The following is a 24,438-nucleotide window of genomic DNA, read 5'->3' on the forward strand; positions in this document are numbered from 1 at the left end:
CCATCGATCTCGACGGGCGACGCGGCCTGGTGATCGGCATCGCCAACGAGCACAGCATCGCCTTCGGTTGCGCACAAGCCTTCGTGGACGCCGGCGCCCGCCTTGCGCTGACCTGGCTCAACGACAAGGCCGAGCCCCATGTGCGCCCGCTTGGTGAGGCCCTGGGCGCCGACCTCATGCTGGCCTGCGACGTGAGCGTGCCCGGCCAGCTCGAAGCGGTGTTCGAGCAGGTCGCGCGCACCTGGGGGCGGCTCGACTTCGTGCTGCACTCGATCGCCTTCGCCCCGCGCGACGATCTGCACGCGCCCCTCATCGACAGCTCGGCCGAGGGCTTTGCGCTGGCCATGGACGTGTCCTGCCACTCCTTCATTCGCGCCGCCCGGCTGGCCCTGCCGCTGATGAGCGACGGTGGCGCGTTGATGACCGTGAGCTACTACGGCGCCGAGCACGTGGTCGACCACTACAACCTCATGGGGCCGGTCAAGGCCGCCCTGGAGGCCAGCGTGCGCTCGCTGGCGGTGGAGCTGGCGCCCCGCCGTGTGCACGTGCATGCGCTGTCCGCCGGACCGGTGAACACGCGTGCGGCGTCGGGCATTGCCCACTTCGACGAACTCATCGACAGCGTCAGGGCGCGCACCCCCGGCCACCAACTCACCGACCTGCCCGCCATCGGCCGCATCGCCGCATTTCTGGCCAGCGACGCCGGTGCCCCATTGACAGGGTCGGTCACCTTCGCCGACAACGGCTTTCACATCACCGCCTGACCGACCCGCCTGACCAACCCGCCCGACGCCCCGCATGCCCACGCCCGCATCGACGCCCGCCACCACCACCCACCCAGCCACCGGCCGCGTGGTGGCGGTGCACGGTGGGGTGGTGGACGTGCGATTCGATGCCGGCGCCCTGCCCCCCGTGACGCAGGCACTGCAGGTGCAGTGGGATCAGGCCGGCCCGCTGATGCTGGAGGTTCAGGCCCAGCTGGACGAGCGCACCGTGCGCACCGTGGCACTGCAAGAGACCTACGGCCTGGCCCGCGCCACGCCCGTGGTGGACAGCGGCGATGCGCTCACGGTGCCGGTCGGCGAGGGCTTGCTGGGCCGCCTGATCGACGTGGTGGGCCAACCCGGCGACGGTGGCCCGGCGCTGCCGGCGGACACGCCCTGGCGAGCGATTCACCAGGCACCCTTGCCGATGCAGCGCCGCCGTGCCGCCGTCGAGGTGTTCGAGACCGGCATCAAGGTGATCGACCTGCTCGCGCCCCTGGCCATGGGCAGCAAGGCGGCCATGTTCGGCGGCGCAGGGGTCGGCAAGACCGTGCTGGTGATGGAGCTCATCCAGGTGATGGCCAGCACCTACCAGGGCTTGTCGGTGTTCGCGGGTGTGGGCGAGCGCAGCCGCGAAGGGCAGGAGCTGCTGCAGGACATGCGCGACTCCGGGATGATCGACCACAGCGTGCTCGTCTTCGGGCAGATGAACGAACCCTCGGGCGCACGCTGGCGCACGCCGCTGGCCGCGCTGACCATCGCCGAGTACTTCCGCGACGAGGCGCGCCGCAATGTGCTGCTCCTCATGGACAACGTATTTCGCTTCGTGCAGGCCGGCGCCGAGGTGTCGGGCCTGCTGGGTCGCCTGCCGTCGCGTGTGGGCTATCAGCCCACCCTGGCCAGCGAGGTCGCGGCGGTGCAGGAGCGCATCGCCTGCGGCGAGCACGCCTCGCTCACCGCCATCGAGGCGGTGTACGTACCGGCCGACGACTTCACCGACCCTGCGGTGACCGCGCTGGCCACGCACATCGACAGCCGCGTCATGCTCTCGCGCGCGCTCGCCGCCGAAGGCATGTACCCCGCGGTCGATCCGCTCGCGTCGCAATCGGTCCTGCTCGATGCGCAGGTGGTCGGTCAGCGCCACGTCGACCTGGCGCGTGCGGTGCGCGAGACCATCGCCCGCTACCGGGAACTGCAGGACGTGATTGCGCTGCTGGGTGTCGAAGAGCTGTCGGTCGACGACCGCCGCCTCGTGGACCGCGCGCGCAAACTGCAGCGCTTCCTGACCCAGCCTTTTGCCGTCACGCAGGCCTTCACCGGCAATCCCGGGCGCCGGGTGGCGCGCGCTCAGACCCTCGATGGCTGCCAGGCGATCCTGGACGGCGCATGCGACACCTGGCCGGAGAGCGCGCTCTTCATGGTCGGCACACTGGACGAAGCCCGCGCACGGGTGGACAAGGCATGAGCGGTTCACCCCCCTGGCCTCAGGCGCGAGACATCCATCTGCGCATCGCCGACCCTGGCGCCGTGGCCATCGACGCGCAGGGCATTCGCTCGGTGCGCGCCAGCGACGCCAGCGGCGGCTTCGGCCTGTGGCCCGGGCACGAGGATCTGCTCGCGGTGTTGACCGTGGGCGTTGTGAGCTGGCGCGACCAAAGCGATCAATGGCACCACTGCGCGGTGCGCGGCGGCGTGCTGGCGATGCGCCAGGGCAACGACATCCACGTGGCCACCCGCGAAGCCATTGCCGGCGACGACCTCCAGTTGCTGGAGCAAACGGTGATCGCGCGGCTGCATTCGCGCCAGCTCGCGCAGGACGAAGCGCAGCGCGAGACACGGCAACTGGAGCTGCGCGCCCTGCGTGAACTCATGCGCCCCCTGCGGCGCAGCGCAGTCACTGCGCACACCGACCTGGGGACACTGCCATGAGCAGCGAAGACGAGTTGGCGCGCCAGATCAGCGGGCACCGAGAGCGCGCCGAGCTCAGCCGGCGCGAGGGCGAACCCTCGCTGATGCGGCAACTGGCCGCGGTGGGGGTGCTTGGCTGGATGATCGTGCTGCCCGCACTGGGCGGCATTGCGCTGGGGCGTTGGCTGGACCGGCTCTGGCACACCGGCCTGACGTTCACGGCGGCGCTGTTGCTCGTCGGCCTGGCCCTGGGTTGCTGGAGCGCATGGCACTGGGTACACACACGATGACGATGGGCCTGACGATGAACGACTGGTGGACCCTGATCGGCCATGCCGGCGCCGGCGGACTGGCCGGTGCGGCGTACTTCGGCTCGCTGCGCTGGCTGGTGCACCGCCTGATCGAGCGCAACACCCGCACGTGGTGGCTGCTGGCACTGGTGCACCTGGCGCGCATTGCCGCCATGGGCGCTGCCATGTGGTGGGCGGTGACCAGTGGTGCTGGTGCGCTGATCGCGTTCGCGCTGGGTGTGCTGCTCGCGCGCCAGTTCCTCGTGGGCCAGGTGCGCAAGGATGTGACCCCATGACCCGAAACCCCTTCCACCTGGAGGTCGTGTGGCAACTCGGGCCGGTGCCCATCACCCGCCCGGTGGTGATCACCTGGTGCGTCATGGCGCTGCTGGCCCTGTTGGGCTGGAGCGCCACCCGGCGCCTGTCGCTGTGGTCGCCCGGGCGCCTGCAAGCCGGCGCCGAGCTGCTGGTGAGCACGCTCGCCGACGAGATGCGCTCGACGATGAAGATCGACCCCGCGCCGTTTCTGCCACTGCTGGGCACGATCTTCGTGTTCATCCTCGGCGCCAACCTGAGCGGATTCGTGCCCGGTGTGGAGCCGCCCACGGGCGCGCTCGAAACCGATCTGGCGCTGGCGCTGCTGGTGTTTGCCGCGGTGCTGGTCTCCGGGCTGCACCGCCATGGCCTGTGGGGCTACCTCAAGACCTATGCCCAACCCAATGTGCTGGTGCTGCCGCTGAACCTGCTGGAGGCCGTGACCCGCGTCGTCTCGATGACGGTGCGCCTGTTCGGCAACATCATGAGCGGCATGTTCATCACCGCCGTGGTGCTGGGCCTGGCGGGCCTGCTGGTGCCGATCCCGTTCATGGCGCTGGAGCTGCTCACCGGCTTCATACAGGCCTACATCTTCACCGTGCTGGCGATGGTGTTCATCGCCGCCGCCGCCGGCGATGGCACCGCCTGACGCCACCCATCACTTTCCGACACCCCACATCCCAAGGAGCAAGCCCATGGACATCCCCTGGATCCAGATCGTCAGCATTGCCGGCGCCGTCTTCGCCGTCGCCTTCGGCGCGCTCGGCCCGGCCCTGGGCGAGGGCCGCTCGGTGGCCGCCGCCATGGACGCGCTCGCCCGCCAGCCCGAGGCCGCCAGCACCATTTCGCGCACCCTGTTCGTGGGCCTGGCCATGATCGAGACCACGGCCATCTACTGTCTCGTGGTGGCCTTGCTGCTGCTGTTTGCCAACCCGTTCATTCGCTGAGGACCCAAGGCGTGCAGATCGATGGCTGGACCCTGTTGCTGCAGTTGATCAACCTGCTGGTTCTGCTCGCGCTGCTGCGCTGGTTGTTCTATCGCCCGCTGCTGCGGCTGATCGACGAGCGCCGCCGTCAGGTGGCCGACGCGATGGCCCAGGCACAGGCCACGCAAGCCGCCGCCGACGCGCGTCAGCAGACACTCAGCGACAGCCAGGCGGCGCTCGAGGCATCGCGCCAGGCGGTGCTGAGCGAAGCACGGGCCGAAGCGGCGCGCGAACGCGACGCCGCTGCGCAGCGCGCGCAACAGGCCGCACAGGCCGCCATGGACGACGCGCAACACGACATCGCCGCGGCGCGCCGCGACGCCGCAACCCACCTGTCCGATGAGGCGGCGCAGGTAGCGCAGACGCTCGCCACGCGTTTGCTGAGCCAGGCCCCCGAGGGAGGCGACGCGGGGTTTCTGGAGGCTGCGCTGGCGCAGGTCCGGCAAGCAGCGGCCGCACAGCGACGCGCCTGGCTGGACGCAGACAAACCACCGTCGGCCCAGCTGGTCAGCGCCCACCCGCTGGACGCCGCGGCCCAGCGGCAGGCCAGCGAGGCGCTGCGCGAACTGGTCTCGCCCGAACTGACGTTGAGTTTCGCCGTTGATGCGGCCCTGATCAGGGGCGTGGAGCTGCGCTTCGATCACGCCGTGGTGGCCAACCACTGGGCCGATGCGCTGGCGAGCGCGAAAGCCGCACTGCAATCACCACCTTCGCCATGACCCCACAAGAGATGCCCTTGCTCGACGCACAGGCCTGGCGCGAGCGCGGCCTGGCGCGCGTGGCCGGTCTGCCCATCGGGCCCCGACTGGTGCAGCGGGGCCGGGTGCGCGCTGCGGCCGATGGCATCGCGCAGGTGTCGGGTCTGCCCGACGTGCGATTGAACGAGCTGGTGCACTTTCCCGGCGGGCGGCAGGGCTACGTGGCCGCCCTCGACGAGGACAGCGCGCACTGTGTGCTGCTGGACGACCACCGTGCGATCGAGGTCGGGCAAGCGGTGGCGCGTTCCGGCGACGTGGTGCGCGTGCCCGTGGGCAATGCACTGCTGGGGCGCGTGGTCGACCCCCTGGGCCGCGTGCTCGACGGCGGACCGCCACTGGTCACACCCGAACGCCTGCCCGCGCACCGCCCGGCCCCGAGCATCCTGGACCGCGCCGCGGTGCATGAGCCGGTGCACACCGGCACGCTGGCGCTGGACGCGCTGTTTCCGCTGGGGCGCGGCCAGCGCGAGCTGATCATCGGCGACCGCGGCACGGGCAAGACCTCGATCGCGATCGATGCGCTCATTGCGCAGCGCGACAGCGACATCGTGGGCGTCTACGTGGCCGTCGGGCAGAAGTCCGAAGCGGTGTCGGCGGTCGTCAAGGCCTTGCGCGATGCGCAGGTGCTGCAGCGCTGCATCGTGGTGGTGGCCACCGGTGCCGACGCGCCGGGTCTGCAATGGCTGGCGCCCTTTGCCGGCTTTTCGATGGCCGAGCATTTTCGAGACCGGGGCGGCCATGCGCTGATCGTGGTCGACGACCTCAGCCTGCACGCGTCCACGCACCGCGAGCTGGCCCTGCTCATGCGCCAGCCCCCGGGGCGCGAGGCCTACCCTGGCGACATCTTCCACGTGCATGCACAGTTGCTGGAACGCGCCGCGCGCCTGTCGCCGGCGCGCGGCGGCGGCTCGCTCACGGCATTGCCGATTGCCCGTACCGAAGCCGGCAACCTGTCGGCCTACATCCCGACCAACCTGATCTCGATCACCGACGGCCAGATCGTGCTCGACACCAAGCAGTTCCACCTCGGGCAACTGCCGGCCATCGACACCGGCCTGAGCGTGAGCCGCGTCGGCGCCAAGACCCAGGCGCCGTTGATGCGCGAGGTGGTCAGTTCGCTGCGGCTGGACTACGCGCAGTTCCTGGAGCTCGAAGCCTTCACACGCTTCGGCACCGAACTGGACGAGCACGTCAAGGCCCGCATCGCGCGTGGTCGCCGCATTCGCGCGGTGCTGGCCCAGCCACGCCTGGCACCGGAGACGGTCGCCCTGCAGATGGCCTTGCTGCTGGCCTTGCAGGGCGGCGTGCTCGACCCGCTCGAACCCGCCCAGGTCAAAGACAGCCTGGGCGGCCTGCGTGAGGCGCTGCGCGCAGACCCCGAGCTCAGCGCGCGCCTGGCGACGCGCGAGCACATCGACGCGGACCAGCGCCAGGCCTTGCTGCAAAGCGTGGCCCGACTGATCAAGGCCTGAGCCATGGACGCCAGCGCGCAAGACCTGCACCACCGCCTGGGCACGGTCACCGCGTTCGGCGATCTGGCCAACGCCATGCGGGGCGTGGCCGCGGCCCGGCTGCAGCAAGCCCGCACCCTCATCGCCGGCATCGACGACTACACCCGCACGGTGACGGCCGCCATGGGCCAGGCCCGTGCGCTGCTGCCGCCAGCGCCCGCGCGCGCGCCGGGTGCAGCCGCGCCCAGGGTGACGCTGACCGTGCTGATCGGCGCCGAGCAGGGCTTCAACGGCGGCTTGAGCGAGCGGGTGCTGGACGCGGCCGGTGAAGCCACCGGCGGCCGCGTGCTGATGGTCGGATCGCAGTTGCGCCGGCTGGCACACGCCCGCGGTTGCACACCCCAGTGGTTTGCGCCCATGGTGGCGCATGCCGACGCGGCGTCCACGCTGGGCGATCGACTGCACACCGCCCTGGCCCGGGCGCTCGCCAGCGAACCGCTGGATGCGGTGGAAATCATCGGCAGCGAACTGGCGGTTTCCAACGAAGGCGAAAACCTGTTGATCCGCCGCCGAAACCTGACGCCACAACCCGCACCCGACGATCGCCCACCGACCAAGGCACCGCGGCTCAATGTGGAGCCGGCGCGCCTGATTGACGACCTGCTGGTCGAATACGTCGCCGCACAGCTCACGCGCGCCGTGCTGCACGGGCACGCGGCCGAACAGCTGGCCCGCCTGCGCACCATGGCCGCCGCCAGCGAGAACGTGCAACGCATGGTGCAAGGGCTGCGTGCCGAGGAGCGCCAGTGGCGCCAGGAGGCCATCACCGGCGAAGTCATCGAGCTGGCGGCCGCGCTCAGCGGCTCGGCCAAAGAGGGCCGGTGACAGCGACGCGCTCAGGTGTGCCACGCGCCTTGCGGGCTCAGGCGGCGCGCGCCCCCCAGCTCTGCATCGCGAACGCCTCGGCCAGAAAGTCGATCAGCACCCGCACCTTGGGCGCCACGAACTTGCGCGAGGGGTAGACCGCGTAGATGCCCAGTTCGACGGAACGGTACTCGGGCAGGATCTCCACCAGGCGCCCGGCCTGAATGTCGGGCCCGACCAGAAACGACGGCTGCAGCACGATGCCCTGATGGCGCAGCGCGGCCAGGCGGCATGTATCGCCGTTGTTGCTGCGCAGCCGCGGGTTCACCTTCACGCCCACCGGCCCTTCCGGGCCATCGAACACCCAGTGCTCGCCCATGGAAAACAGGCTGTAGCTGATCACGCTGTGGCGCGCCAGCTCGGCCGGATGCGAGGGCGTGCCGTGGCGGTGAAGGTATTCAGGTGAGGCACACAGCACGACGCGCGTGCGGCTGAGCTGGCGGCTGATGAGGCTGGAGTCGGGCAAGCGCGCGATGCGCACTGCCAGATCGAAGCCCTCCTCTACCAGGTCCACCATCCGGTCGGCCAGGGTCACGTCCAGCGTCACCTTGGGGTGCAAGGCCATGAACTCCATCCAAAGCGGTGCGAGGTGCAGCAGGCCGAAGGTGAAGGGCGCGTTGATGCGCAGTACGCCGCTGACCTCGCCGCTGCGCGAGGTGATTTCGGCTTCGGCTTCGTCCACCCGCGCCAGCACCTCCAGGCACCGCAGGTGGTAGAGCTCTCCCTCCGGCGTGAGCGACAGGCGGCGTGTCGTCCGGTGCAACAGCCGCACGCCCAGGTGCGCCTCGAGGTCGGCCACGTGGCGCGACACCGCCGCCTTGGACATGCCCAGCGCGTCGGCGGCTTTCACGAAGCTGCCCGCATCCACCACCGCCACCAGCACCCGCATGGCATCGAATCGGTCCATTTGTCTCACATATCGGAACAGTAAGTTGCATTGAACCCGATTTATCTCTTGTTCCGCAACTCCTACAGTGACTTCATCGCGCGCTGCCGGGTCCACACGGGCCGCAATGCGCCCAACGGAGCCCCTCATGAACCGCATGCCCACCCTCTTTGTTTCGCACGGCGCCCCCACCTTCGCCATGGAACCCGGCTTGGCCGGCCCGCAGCTGCAGGCGCTGGGCCGCAGCTTGCCGCGCCCGCGCGCAGTGCTGGTGGTGTCGCCGCACTGGATGTCGCGCGGCGTGCGCGTCGGTTTGAGCGAGCAACCCGCCACGATTCACGATTTCGGCGGTTTTCCCCAGCCGCTCTACGAGATCCAGTACCCCGCCGCCGGCCATGCCGAGCTGGCGCAACAGACCCTGCAACTGCTGCACGACGCCGGCTGGCCGGTGGTGGGCGACGAAGCCCGCGGCCTGGACCACGGCGCCTGGGTGCCGCTGCTCTACCTGTACCCCGATGCCGACGTGCCGGTGTTCCAGGTCTCGCTGCCAGCCGGGCTGGACGAAGCGGGTGCCTTCCGCTTTGGCCAGGCACTGGCGCCACTGCGCGAGCAAGGCGTGCTGATCGTGGGCTCCGGCAGCCTCACCCACAACCTGTACGAAGTGCGGGCCGGCCAGAGTGAAGGCGAGGCCTATGCCACCGAGTTCGCGGCCTGGGTACGCCAGGTCGTGGGTGCCGGCGACAGCACCCGCCTGCAAGCCACCATGGCCCAGGCGCCCCATGCGCGGCGCGCTCACCCCACCACCGAGCACCTGCTGCCGTTGATGGTGGCGGCGGGCGCAGCCGGTGTTGGCGTCACGGGCTCGCTCATCGACGGCGGCATCACCTACGGCGTGCTGGCGATGGACGCATTCCTGTTCGCCCCGGCGGCCAGCGCCTGAGGTACCCATGCCAGACGTCATCCAGAACGCCGTAATGATCCATCGGCTGGCCAGTCCGGCCCGCCTGCTGTTGCTGTTTCACGGCGTGGGCGCCCAACCGCACCACCTGGTCCCCCTGGGTCAGGCGCTGGCCAGATCAAGGCCGAATACGCTGGTGGCCAGCCTGCGCGCGCCCTTCGCCAGCGATCTGGGCCAAGGCTGGCAGTGGTTCTCGGTGCGCGAGGTCACCGAGGCCAACCGGCCCGCCCGCGTGGCCGCGGCCATGCCGCTGTTCGTGCAGGCCGTGCGCGACTGGCAGGCCAGTTGCGGCGTGGGCCCCGAGGCCACCGACCTGATCGGCTTCTCGCAGGGCGCGATCATGGCGCTCGAATCCACACAGCACGCACCGGGCCTGGCGCACTCGGTAACGGCCATCGCCGGGCGCTTTGCCCAGCCGCCCCAGCGCCCCCTGGGAGACACCCGCGTGCACCTGGTGCATGGCAGCGCCGATCCGGTGATGCCCGTGCAGTGCGCGCGCGACGCACGCGACGCACTGGCCGCGCTGCAATCGCCCGCGTCACTGGACATCGTCGACGGCATGGGCCACAGCATCGACCTGCGCGCGCTGGCCGCCGTGCAACGCCACCTGCCCGGCGGCACCGCGCCCGCGCAAGTCCCGGCGTAGGCTGCCGCCATGAACGCCCCAAGCGCCATCGCCGTGCCAGCGACCCTCGCACGGGCTTTGCGAGACGCCGCCGTCGACGGTCGGTCTGCGCTGGGTTTTCACGTCGCAGACGCCAACGCCTGGCTGGTCCGCGACGATGGGCAAGGCGGCTGGCAGACCGAGGCCGTGGCGCTGTCCCCGCAGCGCATCGCCGAGCGCCATTTCCGCGCCGACCTGCCGCGCCCGGTTGAGCTGGAACACGCCATCGATCACGTGGAAGACGAGCTGACCCGCCTGGCCACCTGGGCCAGCGGGCGCCACACCCTGGTGAGCGACGACCCTGGCGTCGCCGAACTCATGGCGACCCTGCCAATGGGTCAGTCGCTCGACCGCGAAACGGTCGAAACCCTGTTTCAGCGCCTGGCCAGCGGCGCACTGGGCCAGCCCCAGGCGCTGGTCGGCCTGCCCACCGGGCGTCGGGCGGCCGCGCTGCTGTTGGTGTTGCGCGAACTGATGCACCATTTCGACTTACACCAAGCAATTCACGCTGGCTGAGCTGTCCGACAGGGGGTGTCGCGAGCATGCTGCACTGCAGCGAAAACCGGCGCACAATGCGCCCTCGCTTGATACCCCCCACCCCATGACGACCGCTTGCACCGAACTCGCCGTCTCGCTCGAGGGCGCATCCAACTTCCGAGACCTGGGCGGACACGCTGGCCACGACGGCCTGACGGTGCGCCGGGGCCTGGTCTACCGCTCCGACCACCTGGGCCGCCTGAGCTCGGCCGACCTGCAGCGCCTGACCGACCTGGACGTGACCCATTGCGTGGACCTGCGGGGCGAGGCCGAGCGGCGCGCACTGCCCAACCGGCTGCCCGGCGTGCTGGTGGAGCACCTGGGCATCGAGCCCACCGTGTTGCGCCGTGTGCGCGATCGCATGGCCAGCGCCCATGGCCTGGGCCGCGCCGAAGCGGTCGAGCTGATGTGCGAGACCTACCGCGACTTCGTGCGCCTGCACGGCGCCGTGTTCGGCCAGGTGCTCACCCGCATCGCCGAGCAGCGCGCCGCGCTGGTCTTTCACTGCACCGCCGGCAAAGACCGCACCGGCATGACGGCGGCCCTGCTGCTGGGCGCGCTGGGCGTGCACCGCGACGACGTCATGGCCGACTACCTGCTCACCAACCGCCTCTACCGCCGCGACGCGCGCGTGGAAGAACCGGCGCCGCCCGAGGTGCTGGAAGTGCTGTGGCAGGTGCAACCCGCGTTTCTGCACACCGCCTGGCGCTGCATCGACGAAGAATTCGGCGGCATCGATGCCTACCTGGCCGGCCCCATGGGTCTGAGCCCAGCGCTGCGGCAGCGCCTGCGCGATCGCCTGCTCGCGCAGGACTGAGCACCCCGGCCCCAACAGGGGTGTCGCGCAGGAACGGACACCCGGCGGTGTCCTGCGCACAATGCGCCGCTGACGATCCATCAGCGAACGAAGCGCCATGAACGCCACCGAACTGGTCACCCTAGAACGCCCGCACGAGGGCGTGGCCCTGATCACCCTCAACCGGCCGGCCGCGCTCAACGCGCTGTCGGTGGCGCTGCGCGAAGCCCTGGTGCAAGCCCTGCAGACGGTCGCCCAAGACACCAGCGTGCGTGCCGTGGTGCTGACCGGCGCCGGCAAGGGTTTTTGCGCCGGCCTGGACCTGAAGGAACTCGGGCAAGGCGGCATGCCGCCCAGCGGCCCCCACAACGACCCGGTGATGGCCTTGCACGCCATGCCGCAACCGGTGATCGGCGCGCTCAACGGCGTGGCCATCACCGGCGGCCTGGAGCTCGCCCTGGCCTGCGACATCCTCATCGCCAGCAGCCAGGCGCGAGTGGCCGACACCCACGCGCGCATCGGCATCGTGCCGGGCTGGGGGCTGTCGCAAAAACTCAGCCGCCTCATCGGCCGCTCGCGCGCCATGGAGATGTCGATGTCGGGCAACTTCGTGGATGCGGCCACCGCCGAGCGCTGGGGCCTGGTCAACCGGGTGGTCGAGCCCGAGGCGCTGCTGCCAGCCGCACTTGCGCTGGCCACCGACATCGCCAGCGCCGACGGCGCCATGCTGGTCACCTACAAACGCCTCATCGACGACGGCCACCGCCTGCCACTGGGCGAGGCACTGGCCCTGGAGCGCGAGCGCAACCGGGCCTGGACCGCGCGCCTGAGCGCCGACGAACTGGCCGCGCGGCGCGAGCAGGTGCAGGCGCGCGGACGCCAGCAACAAGGCGGCTGAGCCGGGTCGATCGGCTACAGTCGCTGGCTGTTTTTGTTGCGCCTCTCGGGGCGCCGTCGTCGACCCAAGCGTGCCCCTGTTGCGGGGCCCGCCCGCACCCTTGCTGCCCACCGTGACCGCCCCGCTGGACGCCCACACACCCATGATGGCGCAGTACCTCGCCATCAAGGCCGGGTACCCCGACACGCTCGTCTTCTACCGCATGGGGGACTTCTACGAGCTGTTCTACGCCGACGCCGAAAAAGCCGCGCGCCTGCTCGACATCACGCTGACCCAGCGCGGTCAGTCGGCCGGGCAACCGGTGGTCATGGCCGGCGTGCCGTTTCATTCGGTGGACACCTATCTGGCCCGGCTCATCAAGCTCGGCGAATCGGTGGCCATCTGCGAGCAGGTGGGCGAGGTGGGCGCCAGCAAGGGCCCGGTGGAGCGCAAGGTGGTGCGCGTGGTCACCCCCGGCACACTGACCGATGCCGAGCTGCTGCCCGACAAGAGCGAATCGCTGCTGATGGCGGTGCACGCCGGCGCGCGCACCGGTTGCGGCCTGGCGTGGTTGTCGCTCACGCAGGGCATCGTCTTTCTTGCCGAGTGCGCCAGCGACGAGCTGGCCGACTGGGTGGCGCGCATCGCGCCGGGCGAGCTGCTCTACAGCGCCGACGCCACGCCGGCCTTCGAGCAGCGCGTGCAGGCCTTGTCCACGCAGTCGGGTGCTGCCGGCAGCAAGCTGGTGGCCGTGCTGCGCCCCGCCTGGGCCTTTGACGCCACCGTGGGCGAGCGCAAGTTGCTTGAGCAGTTGCAGGCCGCCAGCCTGGCCGCCTGGGGCGCCGAGGGCATGGGCGCCGCCCATGCAGCGGCCGGCGCCCTGCTCGCCTACGCCGAGCACACCCAGGGCCGCGCGCTGGCCCATGTGCGCAGCCTGCAGGTGGCGCGCGCCGACGAGCGCATCGACCTGCCGCCCACCACGCGGCGCAACCTCGAACTCGTGCAGACCCTGCGCGGCGATCCCAGCCCCACCCTGTTCTCGCTGCTGGACACCTGCGCCAGCGGCATGGGCAGCCGTGCGCTGCGCCAATGGCTGCTGGAGCCGCAGCGCGATCGCAGCGAGGCCCGCGCCCGGCTGGCCGCCATCGGCGCGCTGCGCAGCGGGCCCTGGCAGGCGCTGCGGGCGCAACTCAAGGGCTGCAGCGACGTCGAGCGCATCACCGCCCGCACCGCGCTGCGCCAGGTCAAACCGCGCGAGCTGGTCGGCCTGGGCCAGACGCTGGGGCGCGCGCAGGCGCTGGCCAACGGGCTGACACCCCTCGCCGAACAGGCCTTGCTGGGTCACATCGCCCAGGCCCTGCAACCGCCCGCCGGCTGCGCCGACCTGCTGCAACGCGCCCTGCTGCCCGAACCCGCCGCGCTGGTGCGCGACGGCGGTGTCATGGCCGACGGCTTCGACGCCGAGCTCGACGAGCTGCGCGGCATCCAGAACCACAGCGACGCCTTCCTGATCGAGCTGGAAGCCCGCGAGCGAGCCCGCACCGGCATCGCCAACCTGCGCGTGCAGTTCAACAAGGTGCACGGCTTCTACATCGAGGTCACGCAAGGCCAGCTCGACCGCGTGCCCGACGACTACAAACGCCGCCAGACGCTCAAGAACGCCGAGCGCTTCATCACACCCGAGCTCAAGGCCTTCGAGGACAAGGCCCTGTCGGCGCAAGAGCGTGCCCTGGCGCGCGAGAAATGGCTCTACGAGCGCCTGCTCGACGAACTGCAGGCCTTCATCGACCCGCTCACGCGATTGGCCCGCGCGCTGGCCGCGCTCGACGCCCTGTGCGCGCTCACCGAGCGTTCGCTCACGCTGGGCTGGTGCGAGCCGACGTTCACCAGCGAGCCCGGCATCGAGATTCGCGGCGGTCGCCACCCGGTGGTCGAGGCACGGCTGGCCGAGACCAGCAGCGGCGCTTTCATCGCCAACGACACGGTGCTGGGCAGCAAGGCGCGCATGCAGGTCATCACCGGCCCCAACATGGGCGGCAAGAGCACCTACATGCGCCAGGTGGCGGTGATCGCCCTGCTGGCCAGCATGGGCAGCCATGTGCCGGCGCAGGCCTGTCGCCTGGGCCCGCTCGACGCCATCCACACCCGCATCGGCGCGGCCGACGACCTCGCCAATGCGCAATCGACCTTCATGGTCGAGATGACCGAAGCCGCACAGATCCTGCACACCGCCACGCCGCAAAGCCTGGTGCTCATGGACGAGATTGGCCGCGGCACGTCCACCTTCGACGGCCTGGCCCTGGCCAGCGGCATTGCCGCCCACCTGCACGACAAGGTGCGCTGCTTCACGCTGTTTGCCACGCACTACTTCGAGCTGACCGAGTTCCCGGCCACGCACCACGCCGCCATGAACGTGCACGTAAGCGCCACCGAGGGCGGTAGCAAGGGCATCGTGTTCCTGCACCAGATCGAACCCGGCCCGGCCAGCCGCAGCTACGGCATTCAGGTGGCCCGGCTGGCGGGCGTGCCCGCCGCGGTGGTGCAGCACGCGCGCCACACCCTGTCGGCGCTGGAGGCGCACAGCGCCGAGCAACAGACCCAGGTCGACCTGTTTGCGCCGCCGCCCGTGGCCGAGGCACCCGAGGCCCACCCTCTCGTGGCGGCCCTCGCGGCCCTGGATCCCGATGCGCTGACGCCACGCGACGCACTCGACCAGCTCTACCAGCTCAAAAAGATGGCCCAATAGCGCCCCAAGGCGGTTTCACCCCCGCGCCGAACGCCCAACCCACAACGCCCAACGCCCCGCGCCCCACCCCCATGACTTACTGCGTCGCCGTCAAACTCAAGGCCGGCATGGTGTTCCTGTCCGACTCGCGCACCAACGCGGGCCTCGACCAGATCAGCACCTTCCGCAAGATGATCGTCTACGAGAAGCCGGGCGATCGTTTCATGTGCCTGCTCTCGGCGGGCAACCTGAGCGTGGCGCAGTCGGTGCGCGAGATCCTGCAGGTCGAGCAGATCGAAGACCACGAAGGCGGTGACCCCATCAACATCTGGAACGCGCGCAGCATGTTCGATGCCGCCCGCGTGCTGGGCTCGGCGGTGCGCCACGTCTGGCAGCGCGACGGCGAATCGCTCAAGCGCGCTGGCGTGGAGTTCAACGTCTCCATGATCTTCGGCGGCCAGATCCGCGGCGAAGGCATGCGCCTGTTCCAGGTCTATGCCGCCGGCAACTTCATCGAAGCCACGGCCGAGACGCCGTTCTTCCAGGTGGGCGAATCCAAGTACGGCAAGCCGGTGCTCGACCGCGTGATCACCCCCGACACCCCGCTGGACGAAGCCGCCAAGTGCGCACTGGTGTCCATGGACTCCACGCTCAAGTCCAACCTGTCGGTGGGCCTGCCGCTGGACATGGTGGTCTATGAGGCCGACACCCTCAAGACCGACCGGATCGTCTGCATCGACGAGAACAACCCCTACTTCCTGATGGTGCGCAACTCCTGGGGCCAGAAGCTGCGCGAAGTCTTCGACGGCATCGAAGACCCGTCCTGGGAGGGCGAGGCGACCGAAGTGCCGCTGCTGTGCGAGAGCGAGCGCAGTCGCCCGCTGAAGAAGATCACCAACTCGCGCGAGAAACTGATCTGAGGTTGAGCGTTCTGCGTTGGGCGTTGGGCGTTGGGCGTGAACGCCCCCTCGCTGAACGCCCGACGCACAACGCCGAACGAACATGATTCTTTTCTCGCACGCCAACAGCTTCCCGGCGGCCACCTACCAGAGCCTGTTCCGCTCGCTGCGCGCGCGCGGGCACACCGTGCGGGCGGTGGACAGGTTTGGCCACGACCCGCGCTACCCGGTCACCAGCAACTGGCCGCACCTGGTGCAGCAGCTGGCCGACTTCGCCGATGCCGAGATGGCCCGCGCGGGGCAACCCGCCTACTTGGTGGGGCACTCCCTGGGCGGCTTCCTCAGCCTGATGTGCGCGGCGCGCCATCCGGTGCTGGGTGGACAGCGTGTGCTCGGCGTGCTGCTGATCGACTCGCCGGTGTTGGGCGGATGGCGCGCGCGAACGCTCGAACTCATCAAGCGCACGCAGTTGGTTGGTGCCGTCTCGCCGGGTCGCGTGAGTCAGCGCCGCCGGGACCGCTGGCCCGACGCCGCCGCCGCACTGGCGCACCTGCAGCACAAACGCGCCTTCGCCCACTGGGACCCGCAATGCCTGCGCGACTACGTGGACCACGCCATGCACGACGAGGACACGCCGCAGGGTCGCCAGCGCGTGCTCAGCTTCTCGCGCGATGTCGAGACCGCCATCTACAACACCCTGCCGCACAACCTCGACCGCCTGCTGCGCCGCCACCCGCTGCAATGCCCGGTCGCCTTCCTGGGTGGCACCCGCTCGCAAGAGATGCAGCAGGTCGGCATGACCATGACGCACCGGCTGGTGGGCAAGGCGCACCCCGAGCGCCTTCGGCTCATCGAGGGCAGCCATCTGTTCCCCATGGAACGTCCGCAGGAAACCGCCGCCGCCATCGACGAGCTGCTGAGCGCCCTCACCCCCAAGTGAGCCGAATCGACCGGGCGTTTTCCCGGGGACGGCAGGCGAACGCCGCAGGTGTACCCTCGACGCCGTGAGCGCATCGCCACCCACCCCCACCGCCCACACGCCACTGAGCTGGTGGCGCGTGCGGCTGGCGTCCTGGGAGCCTTCGCGCCGCCCCATGTGGCAGCGCCTGCTGGTGGCGGCGCTGGTCACCGCCCTGCTGGCCTGGATGCGCGTGGCACTGGCGCCGGCGGAATCGGGCGGGCGCTTCATCACGCTGTCGCTGGCGGCGGCGGTGTGCGCGCTCTACGGCGGCTTTCGCGTGGGCATGTTCAGCACGTTGCTGGGCATGCTGTTCATCAACTTCCTGCTGGTCAAGCCGTACTTCAGCCTGGCGTTCGACAACCCGGTCGAGGCCTTCTGGCTCAACCTGTGGCACTTGCTGACCCAGGTGGTGGTGGTGGGCGCCATTGCCCTCATGCAGCGGCAATACCGCATGCTGCGCGAATCGATGAACCTGGCGCAGCGCAGCCACCAGCAGATGCTCGACACCTTCGAGCACAGCGCCACCGGCATGGCGCACACCCGCGTCGACGGCACCTGGATCCGCATCAACCAGAAGTACTGCGACCTCATCGGCTACAGCCGCACCGAGCTGCAAGACAGCGACTGGCGCAGATTTACCCATCCCGAGGACCTGCAACTCGACCTCGACCACCTGGCCACGCTGATCCGCGGCGAAGGCGACAGCTACACCATCGAGAAGCGCTACATCCATCGCCAGGGCCACACCATCTGGGTGGTGCTGTCGGTGTCGATGATGCGCACCGCCGAAGGCGCCCCCGACTACCTGGTGGTCGTGGTGCAGGACATCTCACAGCGCAAGCGCATGGAAGAGCAGCTGCGCACCACCGAACGCCTGTTGTTCCAGGCGCAGGAGCTCGCCGGCATGGCCAGCTGGCTCTACGACGCGCCAACGCGCACCTTCACCACCTTGAGCAACTCCGACGAGGTGCTGTCGCTGCCGGCCCAGCGATTCACCGACCAGGAGATGCTCGACCGCACCCACCCCGACGACCTCGAGTACGTGAAGGCCAACTGGGGCGCCACCTTCCGCGACGGCGCGCCCTACAACATCGAGTACCGCCTGCGCATGTCGGGTGACGATTGGCGCTGGTACCAGGTGCGTGGCGAGTTCGAGCGCGACGAGCGTGGCAAGGTGCGCTCAGGCCTCGGCTGTGTGCTCGACATCACCGAGCGCAAGCTCAACGAGCTGCACATCCACGAACTCAATGCCTCGCTGGAGCAGCGCATCCAGGAGCGAACCCAGGAACTCAAGGCCGCCTACGACGAGCTCGAAAGCTACTCGTACGCCGTGGCGCACGACCTGCGCTCACCGCTGCGCATCATCAACGGCTTTGCCCAGGCGCTGGAAGAAGACAACCCCGAACTCGACACCGAAAGCCGCAAGCACCTGGAGCGCATTCGCGAAGCGAGCAAGAAGATGGGCGAGCTCATCGACGGCCTGCTGCACCTGTCGCAGATGGCGCGCGGCGAGCTGCAGCGCGAGCCAGTCGATCTCAGCCGCATGGCCACGCGCCAGTTGCGCGAGCTTGCCGCCAGCGAACCCGAACGCAACGTGCAATGGGAAGTCGAGCCCGGCTTGCTGGCCATGGCCGACGGCGCGCTGGTGGAGGCCTTGCTGCAGAACCTGCTGCACAACGCCTGGAAGTACACCGGCCAGACGGCCCAGGCGCGCATCCGTGTGAGCGGCCGCTGGCACAACGGCGTGCGCGAGTTTTCGGTGAGCGACAACGGCGCCGGCTTTGACATGGCACGCGCCAGCAAGCTGTTCCAGCCGTTTCAGCGCCTGCACATGCCCAACGAGTTCAAGGGGCTGGGCATCGGCCTGGCCACGGCCCGGCGCATCGTGGTGCGCCACGGAGGCTGGATGCAGGCGCAGGCGCAGACTGGCCAGGGCGCCACCTTCACCTTCACACTGCAACCGTCGGGTGAGCGCTACCTCGAAGGTTGACGCAAGCGCTGAGGCAATTGGCCAGGCGCCGGCAGATCAGTCGGTCCAGGCAATCCAGCCGAAGTGCGCGGTGACCAGCACCAGCACGCCGAACGCTATGCGGTACCAGGCAAAGGCCACAAAGGTGTGCGAGGCCACGAAGCGCAGCAGCCAACGCACGCAGACCCAGGCCGCCAGCCACGACACCACCAAGCCCACCGCGAAAAACGGCAGGTCATCCGCCGACAACAGCGCGCGGTGCTTGTAGAGGTCGTACACCGCCGCCCCCACCAGCACCGGCAGGGCCAGGAAGAAGCTGAACTCCGTCGCCGCGCGCCGATTGAAGCCCACCAGCATGCCGCCGATGATGGTCGCGCCCGAGCGGCTCACGCCCGGCACCAACGCCAGGCACTGGATCAGCCCGACCTTGAGCGCGTCGGGCCAGCGGATGTCATCGACCGCCTGCACCGTGTGTTCGGTCACCCGCGTTTGCCGGCGTTCCGCCCACAGGATCACCAGCCCGCCCAGGATAAAGCTGGTGGCCACCACCAGCGGGTTGAAGAGCACGCTCTTGATGGCGCCAATGAACAGAAAGCCCAGCAACGCCGCCGGGAAGAACCCGACCAGCACATTGACCGTGAACCGGCGCGCCACCAGGTCGCCGGTGGGCAGGCCCTTGAGTGTGGCGAGCAGGCGCTGGGCGTAGACCGCCACGATCGCGAAGATGGCGCCGGTCTGGATCACCACCTCGAACACCTTGGCCTTTTCGTCGTTGAGACCGAGCAGCGCCCCCGCGAGGATGAGGTGGCCGGTGGATGAAATCGGCAGAAACTCGGTCAGGCCTTCGACCACCCCCATCAGGGCGGCCTTGATCAGCAATGCGATGTCCATGAAACGTGGGTGTTGGCTGGCAAGTCCGGCATCCTAACTGGGCACGGGTGGGTGGGCGGCATGACGAATGACATCGCCGCGCTGCGGCTTGATGACTGCGCAGCTGCGCTGCGCCATGACGGGTGTGTCTCCGTCATTGGTCATCCACGCTGCGCAGCAGCGAAGTCATCTGTCATCAGCGCCGCACCGCGGCGATGGCATTGGTCATCCTCACTCGTGCCGCAAAGCCTGGATGGGCAGCAGGCGCGAGGCGCGGCGCGCCGGGTAGAAGCCGAAGAAGATGCCCACCAGGGCCGAGAAGCCGGCCGCCAACCCGATGGAGTTGAGCGTCATGCTCACCTGCCAGCCAGCGAACTGCGCCGTGGCCCAGGTGGCCAGCGCGCCCAGCACCACGCCAATCGCGCCACCGATCAGGCTGAGCGTGACCGCCTCGATCAGGAACTGGGCCAGGATGTCCTTGCCGCGTGCGCCCACCGCCATGCGCAGGCCGATCTCGCGGGTGCGTTCGGTCACGCTCACCAGCATGATGTTCATGATGCCGATGCCCCCCACCACCAGGCTGACGCCGGCCACGGCCGACAGCAGCAGCGTCATGATGCGGCTCGACGCCTCCTGCGCCTGCAGGATCTCGGTCAGGTTGCGCACGGTGAAGGGGTCGTCGGCGCCTGGTTGCACCCGCATGCGCTGGCGCAGCAGGTCCTTGATGCCCTGCTCGGCGTTGCTCATGTTCTGACCGTCGGCCACCTTCACGCTGATGGCGCCGATGCGCTTCAAGCGCCCACCGCCACCGCCCTGAATGCGGTTGCGAAAGGTGGAGATGGGCAGCATCACCACGTCGTCCTGGTCCTGTCCGAAGCTGTTCTGGCCCTTGCGATCGAGCAAACCGACCACCGTGACCGGCACCGTGCGCACGCGGATCACCTGGTCGATCGGATCGGCGTCGCCGAACAATTCGCGCGCCACCGTCTGACCGATCAACGCCACCTTGGCCGAGCCCTGCACCTCGGCCGCCTCGAAACCACGGCCACTGGCGATCGGCCAGTCGCGCGCGATGAGGTAGTCGTTGGTGGTGCCGAAGATCTGCGTCGCCCAGTTGCTGCCGCCGCCCACGATCTGCCCGCTGGAGCGCGAGCTGGGCGCGGCCACCTGCACCTCGGGAATCTCGAGCGCGATGGCGGTGGCGTCGTCCTCGCTCAGCCCCTGCCCGGCCTGTGCGCCCAGGCGCACACCGCCCGAGGTGACGCTGCCCGGCGTGACCAGGATGATGTTGGAGCCCAGTGCACGCATCTGGTCCTGCACGCGCTGGGTGGCGCCGGCGCCGATGGCGATCATGGTGATGACCGCGGCCACGCCGATGATGATGCCCAGCATGGTGAGCACGCTGCGCAGCGCGTTGGCGGTGAGCGCGCGCCAGGCGCTGCGAATGGCGGCCAGCGTGTTCATGCGGCCTCCGCTGGAGATTGCGCAGTGTGGCTGGGCGTCTGCCGCACGTCCTCCACCACCTGCCCGTCGCGAAAGGTCAACCGACGTTTGGCCCAGGCCGCCACGTCGGGCTCGTGCGTCACCAGCACCACGGTGATGCCCTGGGCGTTGAGTTCGGCCAGCAGGCGCATCACCTCTTCGCTGGTGTGCGAATCGAGCGCGCCGGTGGGCTCGTCGGCCAGGATCAGTGAAGGTTCGTTCACCAGCGCGCGCGCAATGGCCACCCGCTGCTGCTGACCGCCGGACAGCTCGGCCGGCGTGTGCGCCACGCGCTGGCCCAGGCCCACGCGCTCCAGCGCGGCGCGCGCGCGGCGCTGGCGTTCGGCGGTGGGCACGCCGGCATAGACCATCGGCAGCTCCACGTTCTCGAGCGCGCTGGTGCGCGGCAACAGGTTGAACTGCTGGAACACGAAGCCGATGCGCCGGTTGCGCACCCGCGCCAGCGCGTCGCCGTCGAGCGATTCGACCGCTTCGCCGGCCAGCTGGTAGTGGCCGCTGTCGGGCCGGTCCAGGCACCCCAGAATGTTCATGAGCGTGCTCTTGCCCGAACCCGAAGCACCCATGATGGCAATGAAGTCACCAGCCTCGATGTCGAGCGAGACGCCAGCGAGCGCATGCACCGCCTCGTCGCCCATGGCGTAGGTCTTGGTCAGCGCACGCGCTTCAATCAGGGCCATGGCGCCGGCCTCAGAACGGCATGCGCGGGCCGCTCGGGCGTCCGCCCGGCGCGCCGGTGGTCGCCCCACCCGTGGCCGCGGTGATCACCTGCGCACCTTCCTTGACCGCCTCGGCCGCCGGCGAGCCCGGGCGCACCAGCACCTCGGTGAAGCTGCCGTCGCTCACGCCCACGCCCACGTTGAAAGCCACCGGCTTGCCGTCGGCACCCAGCAGGTACAGGCGCCCGCGGGTGACGCCTGCGCGGCCACCGCCGCCCGCGCCACCCGATGCCGCGGGGGCGCGGGCCGCCGCGGCCTGCTTCGTCTGCGCCTGCGTCTGCGCGCCCGCAGCGGTGGCGGTGGCCGGCGCCGACCCATCCGTCGGTGCCTTGGCGGCCGGCTCAACCCCGGCAATGCGCACGCGCAGCGCGGCGTTGGGCACCTTGAGCACGTTCTCGCGCTGCTCGGTCACCACACGCACGTTGGCCGTCATGCCGGGCAGCAGACGGCCGTCGTCGTTGTCGAAATTGACCACCGCCACGTAGGTGATGACGTTGGACACATTGGTCGCGGCCTTGCGCACCTGGCGCACCTCGCCGCTGAAGCTGCGGCCGGGGAAGGCGTCGACGGTGAAGGTGGCCTTCTGCCCGGCACGGATGCGGCCCACATCGGCTTCGTCGATGCTGGTGTCCACCTGCATGTCCGACAGGTTGCGCGCGATCACGAACAGCTCGGGCGCCTGCAGGCTGGCGGCCACCGTCTGGCCTTGCTCGACGGCGCGCTTGATGACGATGCCGTCCACCGGCGAGGTGATGCGCGTGCGCGAAAGGTCCACCTTGGCCTGGGCCAATGCGGCACGGCGTTGCGCCACGTTGGCGCGCGCGCTCTGGATCTGCGCCTCGCTCACGCCGGCCAGCGCCTGCGCGGCCTTGAGCGCCTCCTCGGCCGAGGCCTGCGCGGCGCGCGTGCGGTCGGCCTCGCTTTGCGCAATGAAGGCCTGCGCTACCAGGCTCAGGTTGCGCTCGTGGGCCCGACGCGCTTCGGCCAGGTCGGTCTGCGCGCGCGATACGTTGGCTCGGCTGGAGGCGGCGTTGGCCACGGCGATCGCCACCGCCGCCTCGGCCGCGTCGAGGTCAGCCTGCGCCGAGTTCACGCGGTACTCGAAGCTCTGCGGGTCGATCTCGGCGATGAGCTGGCCGGCCTTGACCTCGCTGTTGAAGTCGACGTTGATGGCCTTGATCTGCCCCGACACCTGGCTGCCCACCGACACCTGCGTCACCGGATTGACCGTGCCGCTGGCCGACACGCTGGCCTGCAGCGCGCCGCGCTCAATGGCGGCCGTGCGGTAAGTGGCGGCATCGGCGCTGCCCCGGTGCGTCCACCACCAGCCACCTGCGGCCAGGGCCAGCAGCACCACGGCTGCGATCGAGAGCGTCTTTTTCATGTGGCTAGGGCCTGTTCTCACCACTCTTCCGAGTGCGAACGGGGTCAAAACAGCGCCAATCAAGGCGCGGGACGACGGCCAGGCTGGCTGCCTGGCCTAGGAGTGCAACGAAGAGTGGCGCTGTTTTGACCCCGTTCCCTCCGGGTTGCAGCCAAAACGACCATGCGCCGCGTTGCGAAGCCTCGCCGGGCCACCGGCCCGTCTGCGTTTCGCGTCTTGCGCATGGCCGTTTTGATTCGCAACGCATCTCGGAAAAGTGGTGAAAACAGGCCCTGATTGTAGGAATGGGCTGCGTCTGTGCCGTGCTGCTCAGGTATCGGTTTGGTAAAGCCCGCAGCGCTTCCAACAGGGAAGCGAGGCTGCATTTCACGGCGCGTCGATGTCGATTCGCGCCACCCATGCGCGGTTCCGTCCCAAGCCAATGGCGTCGCCGCCCCGGCAAGCCGACAGTTCGCCCAACGCAAAACACACAACGCCCACCCCAGACCCCCCACCGGAGCCCGCCATGCAACTCACCCCACTCATCGCCATCCATTTGAGTGCCGCGCTCGCCGCCACGGTGATCGGCCCCATCGCCCTGTGGGCGCGCCGCCGTGGCCATGTGCGCACGCGGTTGCACCGAGCGGCCGGCTACGCCTGGGTCACGTTGATGCTGGTCACCTCCGTCTCGGCAGTCTTCATCCGCGACTTCAAGCTGCCCAACCTGGCGGGCTACACCCCCATCCATCTACTGGTGCCCATCACCCTGGGCACGCTGGCGATCGCGTTCTGGTACCTGGCCAAAGGCCGCATCCAGGCCCACCAGCGCTCCATGCTGGCGCTGTACATCGGCGGCTGCCTGGTGGCCGGCAGCTTCACGCTCATGCCCGACCGCTACCTGGGTCAGCTGGTGCTGGGCCAATGGCTGGGCCTGGCCTGACGCCGCCCCATCCCCCACCCTGAAAACCACCCCCAAGGAACCACAACCATGAAAACCCACCACCTCTCCCCCCAATCCACCGACGCCGACCTCGACCGCATCGCCCGCCGCCGCGTCGGCATGCGCATGGGCTGGTTCATGCACGCCCTGGTGTACCTGGCTGTCAACCTCGGCCTGGCCGCGCTGGCCATGGCCAAGGGCCAGACCTGGGCCATCTACCCCGCACTGGGCTGGGGCCTGGGTCTGGCCTTGCACGGACTGGGCGTGTGGGTCGGCCTGGGCGGCGGTGGCCTCACCGCGCGCTGGATGGCCGACGAACGCGCCCGCCTGCAGGCGCAGCGCCATCTCCACTGACCGCAGGCCTGAGGGCCGTTTTGC

The 24,438-nt window shown here is 69.6% G+C and carries 25 protein-coding genes and 1 pseudogene; 21 read left to right on the forward strand and 5 right to left on the reverse strand.

Annotated features, from left to right (window positions below; genetic code table 11):
• Positions 1 to 2 precede the first annotated feature (2 nt).
• The 10 genes and pseudogenes from fabI (at position 3) to KF871_RS14390 (ending at position 7,357) form a co-directional block, all read left to right on the forward strand.
• A complete protein-coding gene (gene fabI, locus KF871_RS14345) occupies positions 3 to 764 on the forward strand; it encodes an enoyl-ACP reductase FabI (RefSeq protein WP_291143925.1) in 762 nt (253 codons plus the stop codon).
• A 34-nt stretch (positions 765 to 798) separates the two neighbouring features.
• On the forward strand, positions 799 to 2,229 hold the full coding sequence (gene atpD, locus KF871_RS14350; RefSeq protein WP_291143815.1) for a F0F1 ATP synthase subunit beta: 1,431 nt from the start codon (positions 799 to 801) through the stop codon (positions 2,227 to 2,229).
• Positions 2,226 to 2,693, forward strand: coding sequence for a F0F1 ATP synthase subunit epsilon (locus KF871_RS14355; protein WP_291143817.1), 468 nt, complete (start codon positions 2,226 to 2,228; stop codon positions 2,691 to 2,693). The genes atpD and KF871_RS14355 overlap by 4 nt, the downstream gene beginning before the upstream one ends.
• Positions 2,690 to 2,962, forward strand: a complete 273-nt coding sequence (locus tag KF871_RS14360; RefSeq protein ID WP_291143820.1) for an AtpZ/AtpI family protein — start codon at positions 2,690 to 2,692, stop codon at positions 2,960 to 2,962. Before KF871_RS14355 ends, KF871_RS14360 begins: the two co-directional genes overlap by 4 nt.
• Positions 2,963 to 2,976: 14 nt before the next feature.
• Complete coding sequence (locus KF871_RS14365) at positions 2,977 to 3,258, forward strand: ATP synthase subunit I (RefSeq protein WP_291143823.1); 282 nt, start codon at positions 2,977 to 2,979, stop codon at positions 3,256 to 3,258.
• Positions 3,255 to 3,926 carry a F0F1 ATP synthase subunit A gene (gene atpB / locus KF871_RS14370; RefSeq protein ID WP_291143826.1) on the forward strand — a complete coding sequence of 224 codons (672 nt, stop codon included), beginning with the start codon at positions 3,255 to 3,257 and terminating at the stop codon, positions 3,924 to 3,926. The genes KF871_RS14365 and atpB overlap by 4 nt, the downstream gene beginning before the upstream one ends.
• 46 nt (positions 3,927 to 3,972) lie before the next feature.
• Positions 3,973 to 4,224 (forward strand): F0F1 ATP synthase subunit C, encoded by a 252-nt coding sequence (locus KF871_RS14375; RefSeq protein ID WP_291143829.1) that lies wholly within the window; start codon positions 3,973 to 3,975, stop codon positions 4,222 to 4,224.
• A gap of 11 nt (positions 4,225 to 4,235) precedes the next feature.
• Positions 4,236 to 4,982 carry a hypothetical protein gene (locus KF871_RS14380; RefSeq protein WP_291143832.1) on the forward strand — a complete coding sequence of 249 codons (747 nt, stop codon included), beginning with the start codon at positions 4,236 to 4,238 and terminating at the stop codon, positions 4,980 to 4,982.
• A pseudogene (locus tag KF871_RS14385) lies at positions 4,979 to 6,490 on the forward strand (F0F1 ATP synthase subunit alpha); the annotation flags it as partial. The gene KF871_RS14380 and the pseudogene KF871_RS14385, both read left to right, overlap by 4 nt.
• A gap of 6 nt (positions 6,491 to 6,496) precedes the next feature.
• Positions 6,497 to 7,357, forward strand: coding sequence for a F0F1 ATP synthase subunit gamma (locus KF871_RS14390; protein ID WP_291143835.1), 861 nt, complete (start codon positions 6,497 to 6,499; stop codon positions 7,355 to 7,357).
• 37 nt (positions 7,358 to 7,394) lie between these two features.
• Here the strand turns inward: KF871_RS14390 and KF871_RS14395 are convergent, their stop codons facing one another.
• The gene (locus tag KF871_RS14395) at positions 7,395 to 8,303 is read right to left on the reverse strand and encodes a LysR family transcriptional regulator (protein ID WP_291143838.1); all 909 of its coding nucleotides are present in this window, start codon (positions 8,301 to 8,303) and stop codon (positions 7,395 to 7,397) included.
• Between the two features lie 127 nt (positions 8,304 to 8,430).
• Here KF871_RS14395 and KF871_RS14400 point away from each other — a divergent pair, with 127 nt between their 5' ends.
• From KF871_RS14400 to KF871_RS14440, 9 genes are all read left to right on the forward strand, one after another.
• Positions 8,431 to 9,222, forward strand: a complete 792-nt coding sequence (locus KF871_RS14400) for a class III extradiol ring-cleavage dioxygenase (protein ID WP_291143841.1) — start codon at positions 8,431 to 8,433, stop codon at positions 9,220 to 9,222.
• Positions 9,223 to 9,229: 7 nt separating this feature from the next.
• Complete coding sequence (gene ypfH, locus KF871_RS14405) at positions 9,230 to 9,886, forward strand: esterase (protein ID WP_291143843.1); 657 nt, start codon at positions 9,230 to 9,232, stop codon at positions 9,884 to 9,886.
• Positions 9,887 to 9,895: 9 nt separating this feature from the next.
• Positions 9,896 to 10,420 (forward strand): hypothetical protein, encoded by a 525-nt coding sequence (locus KF871_RS14410; protein ID WP_291143846.1) that lies wholly within the window; start codon positions 9,896 to 9,898, stop codon positions 10,418 to 10,420.
• Positions 10,421 to 10,505: 85 nt separating this feature from the next.
• The gene (locus KF871_RS14415; RefSeq protein ID WP_291143848.1) at positions 10,506 to 11,258 is read left to right on the forward strand and encodes a tyrosine-protein phosphatase; all 753 of its coding nucleotides are present in this window, start codon (positions 10,506 to 10,508) and stop codon (positions 11,256 to 11,258) included.
• Between the two features lie 97 nt (positions 11,259 to 11,355).
• Positions 11,356 to 12,135 carry an enoyl-CoA hydratase gene (locus KF871_RS14420; protein ID WP_291143851.1) on the forward strand — a complete coding sequence of 260 codons (780 nt, stop codon included), beginning with the start codon at positions 11,356 to 11,358 and terminating at the stop codon, positions 12,133 to 12,135.
• Positions 12,136 to 12,277: 142 nt separating this feature from the next.
• The gene (gene mutS, locus KF871_RS14425; protein WP_291143928.1) at positions 12,278 to 14,860 is read left to right on the forward strand and encodes a DNA mismatch repair protein MutS; all 2,583 of its coding nucleotides are present in this window, start codon (positions 12,278 to 12,280) and stop codon (positions 14,858 to 14,860) included.
• Positions 14,861 to 14,931: 71 nt separating this feature from the next.
• A complete protein-coding gene (locus KF871_RS14430) occupies positions 14,932 to 15,759 on the forward strand; it encodes a proteasome-type protease (RefSeq protein WP_291143854.1) in 828 nt (275 codons plus the stop codon).
• 82 nt (positions 15,760 to 15,841) lie between these two features.
• Positions 15,842 to 16,678 (forward strand): alpha/beta hydrolase, encoded by an 837-nt coding sequence (locus KF871_RS14435; protein WP_291143856.1) that lies wholly within the window; start codon positions 15,842 to 15,844, stop codon positions 16,676 to 16,678.
• A 64-nt stretch (positions 16,679 to 16,742) separates the two neighbouring features.
• A complete protein-coding gene (locus tag KF871_RS14440) occupies positions 16,743 to 18,689 on the forward strand; it encodes a PAS domain S-box protein (protein WP_291143858.1) in 1,947 nt (648 codons plus the stop codon).
• A gap of 36 nt (positions 18,690 to 18,725) precedes the next feature.
• On the opposite strand, the gene KF871_RS14445 is transcribed toward KF871_RS14440, so the two are convergent.
• From KF871_RS14445 to KF871_RS14460, 4 genes are all read right to left on the reverse strand, one after another.
• Entirely contained in the window at positions 18,726 to 19,559 is an 834-nt protein-coding gene (locus tag KF871_RS14445) for an undecaprenyl-diphosphate phosphatase (RefSeq protein ID WP_291143861.1), read from the reverse strand.
• Positions 19,560 to 19,769: 210 nt separating this feature from the next.
• Positions 19,770 to 21,002 carry an ABC transporter permease gene (locus KF871_RS14450; RefSeq protein WP_291143865.1) on the reverse strand — a complete coding sequence of 411 codons (1,233 nt, stop codon included), beginning with the start codon at positions 21,000 to 21,002 and terminating at the stop codon, positions 19,770 to 19,772.
• Entirely contained in the window at positions 20,999 to 21,718 is a 720-nt protein-coding gene (locus KF871_RS14455; protein ID WP_291143867.1) for an ABC transporter ATP-binding protein, read from the reverse strand. The genes KF871_RS14450 and KF871_RS14455 overlap by 4 nt, the downstream gene beginning before the upstream one ends.
• Positions 21,719 to 21,728: 10 nt before the next feature.
• A complete protein-coding gene (locus tag KF871_RS14460) occupies positions 21,729 to 23,141 on the reverse strand; it encodes an efflux RND transporter periplasmic adaptor subunit (protein WP_291143870.1) in 1,413 nt (470 codons plus the stop codon).
• A 505-nt stretch (positions 23,142 to 23,646) separates the two neighbouring features.
• Between KF871_RS14460 and KF871_RS14465 the strand changes: the two genes are divergently transcribed.
• Positions 23,647 to 24,060: a DUF2306 domain-containing protein gene (locus KF871_RS14465; protein ID WP_291143872.1), complete on the forward strand. Its 414-nt coding sequence runs from the start codon at positions 23,647 to 23,649 to the stop codon at positions 24,058 to 24,060.
• Positions 24,061 to 24,108: 48 nt separating this feature from the next.
• Positions 24,109 to 24,414 carry a 2TM domain-containing protein gene (locus tag KF871_RS14470; RefSeq protein ID WP_291143875.1) on the forward strand — a complete coding sequence of 102 codons (306 nt, stop codon included), beginning with the start codon at positions 24,109 to 24,111 and terminating at the stop codon, positions 24,412 to 24,414.
• Positions 24,415 to 24,438 lie beyond the last annotated feature (24 nt).

It is taken from the genome of Hydrogenophaga sp. (genome assembly GCF_019635465.1).
Lineage (GTDB): Bacteria > Pseudomonadota > Gammaproteobacteria > Burkholderiales > Burkholderiaceae_C > Hydrogenophaga.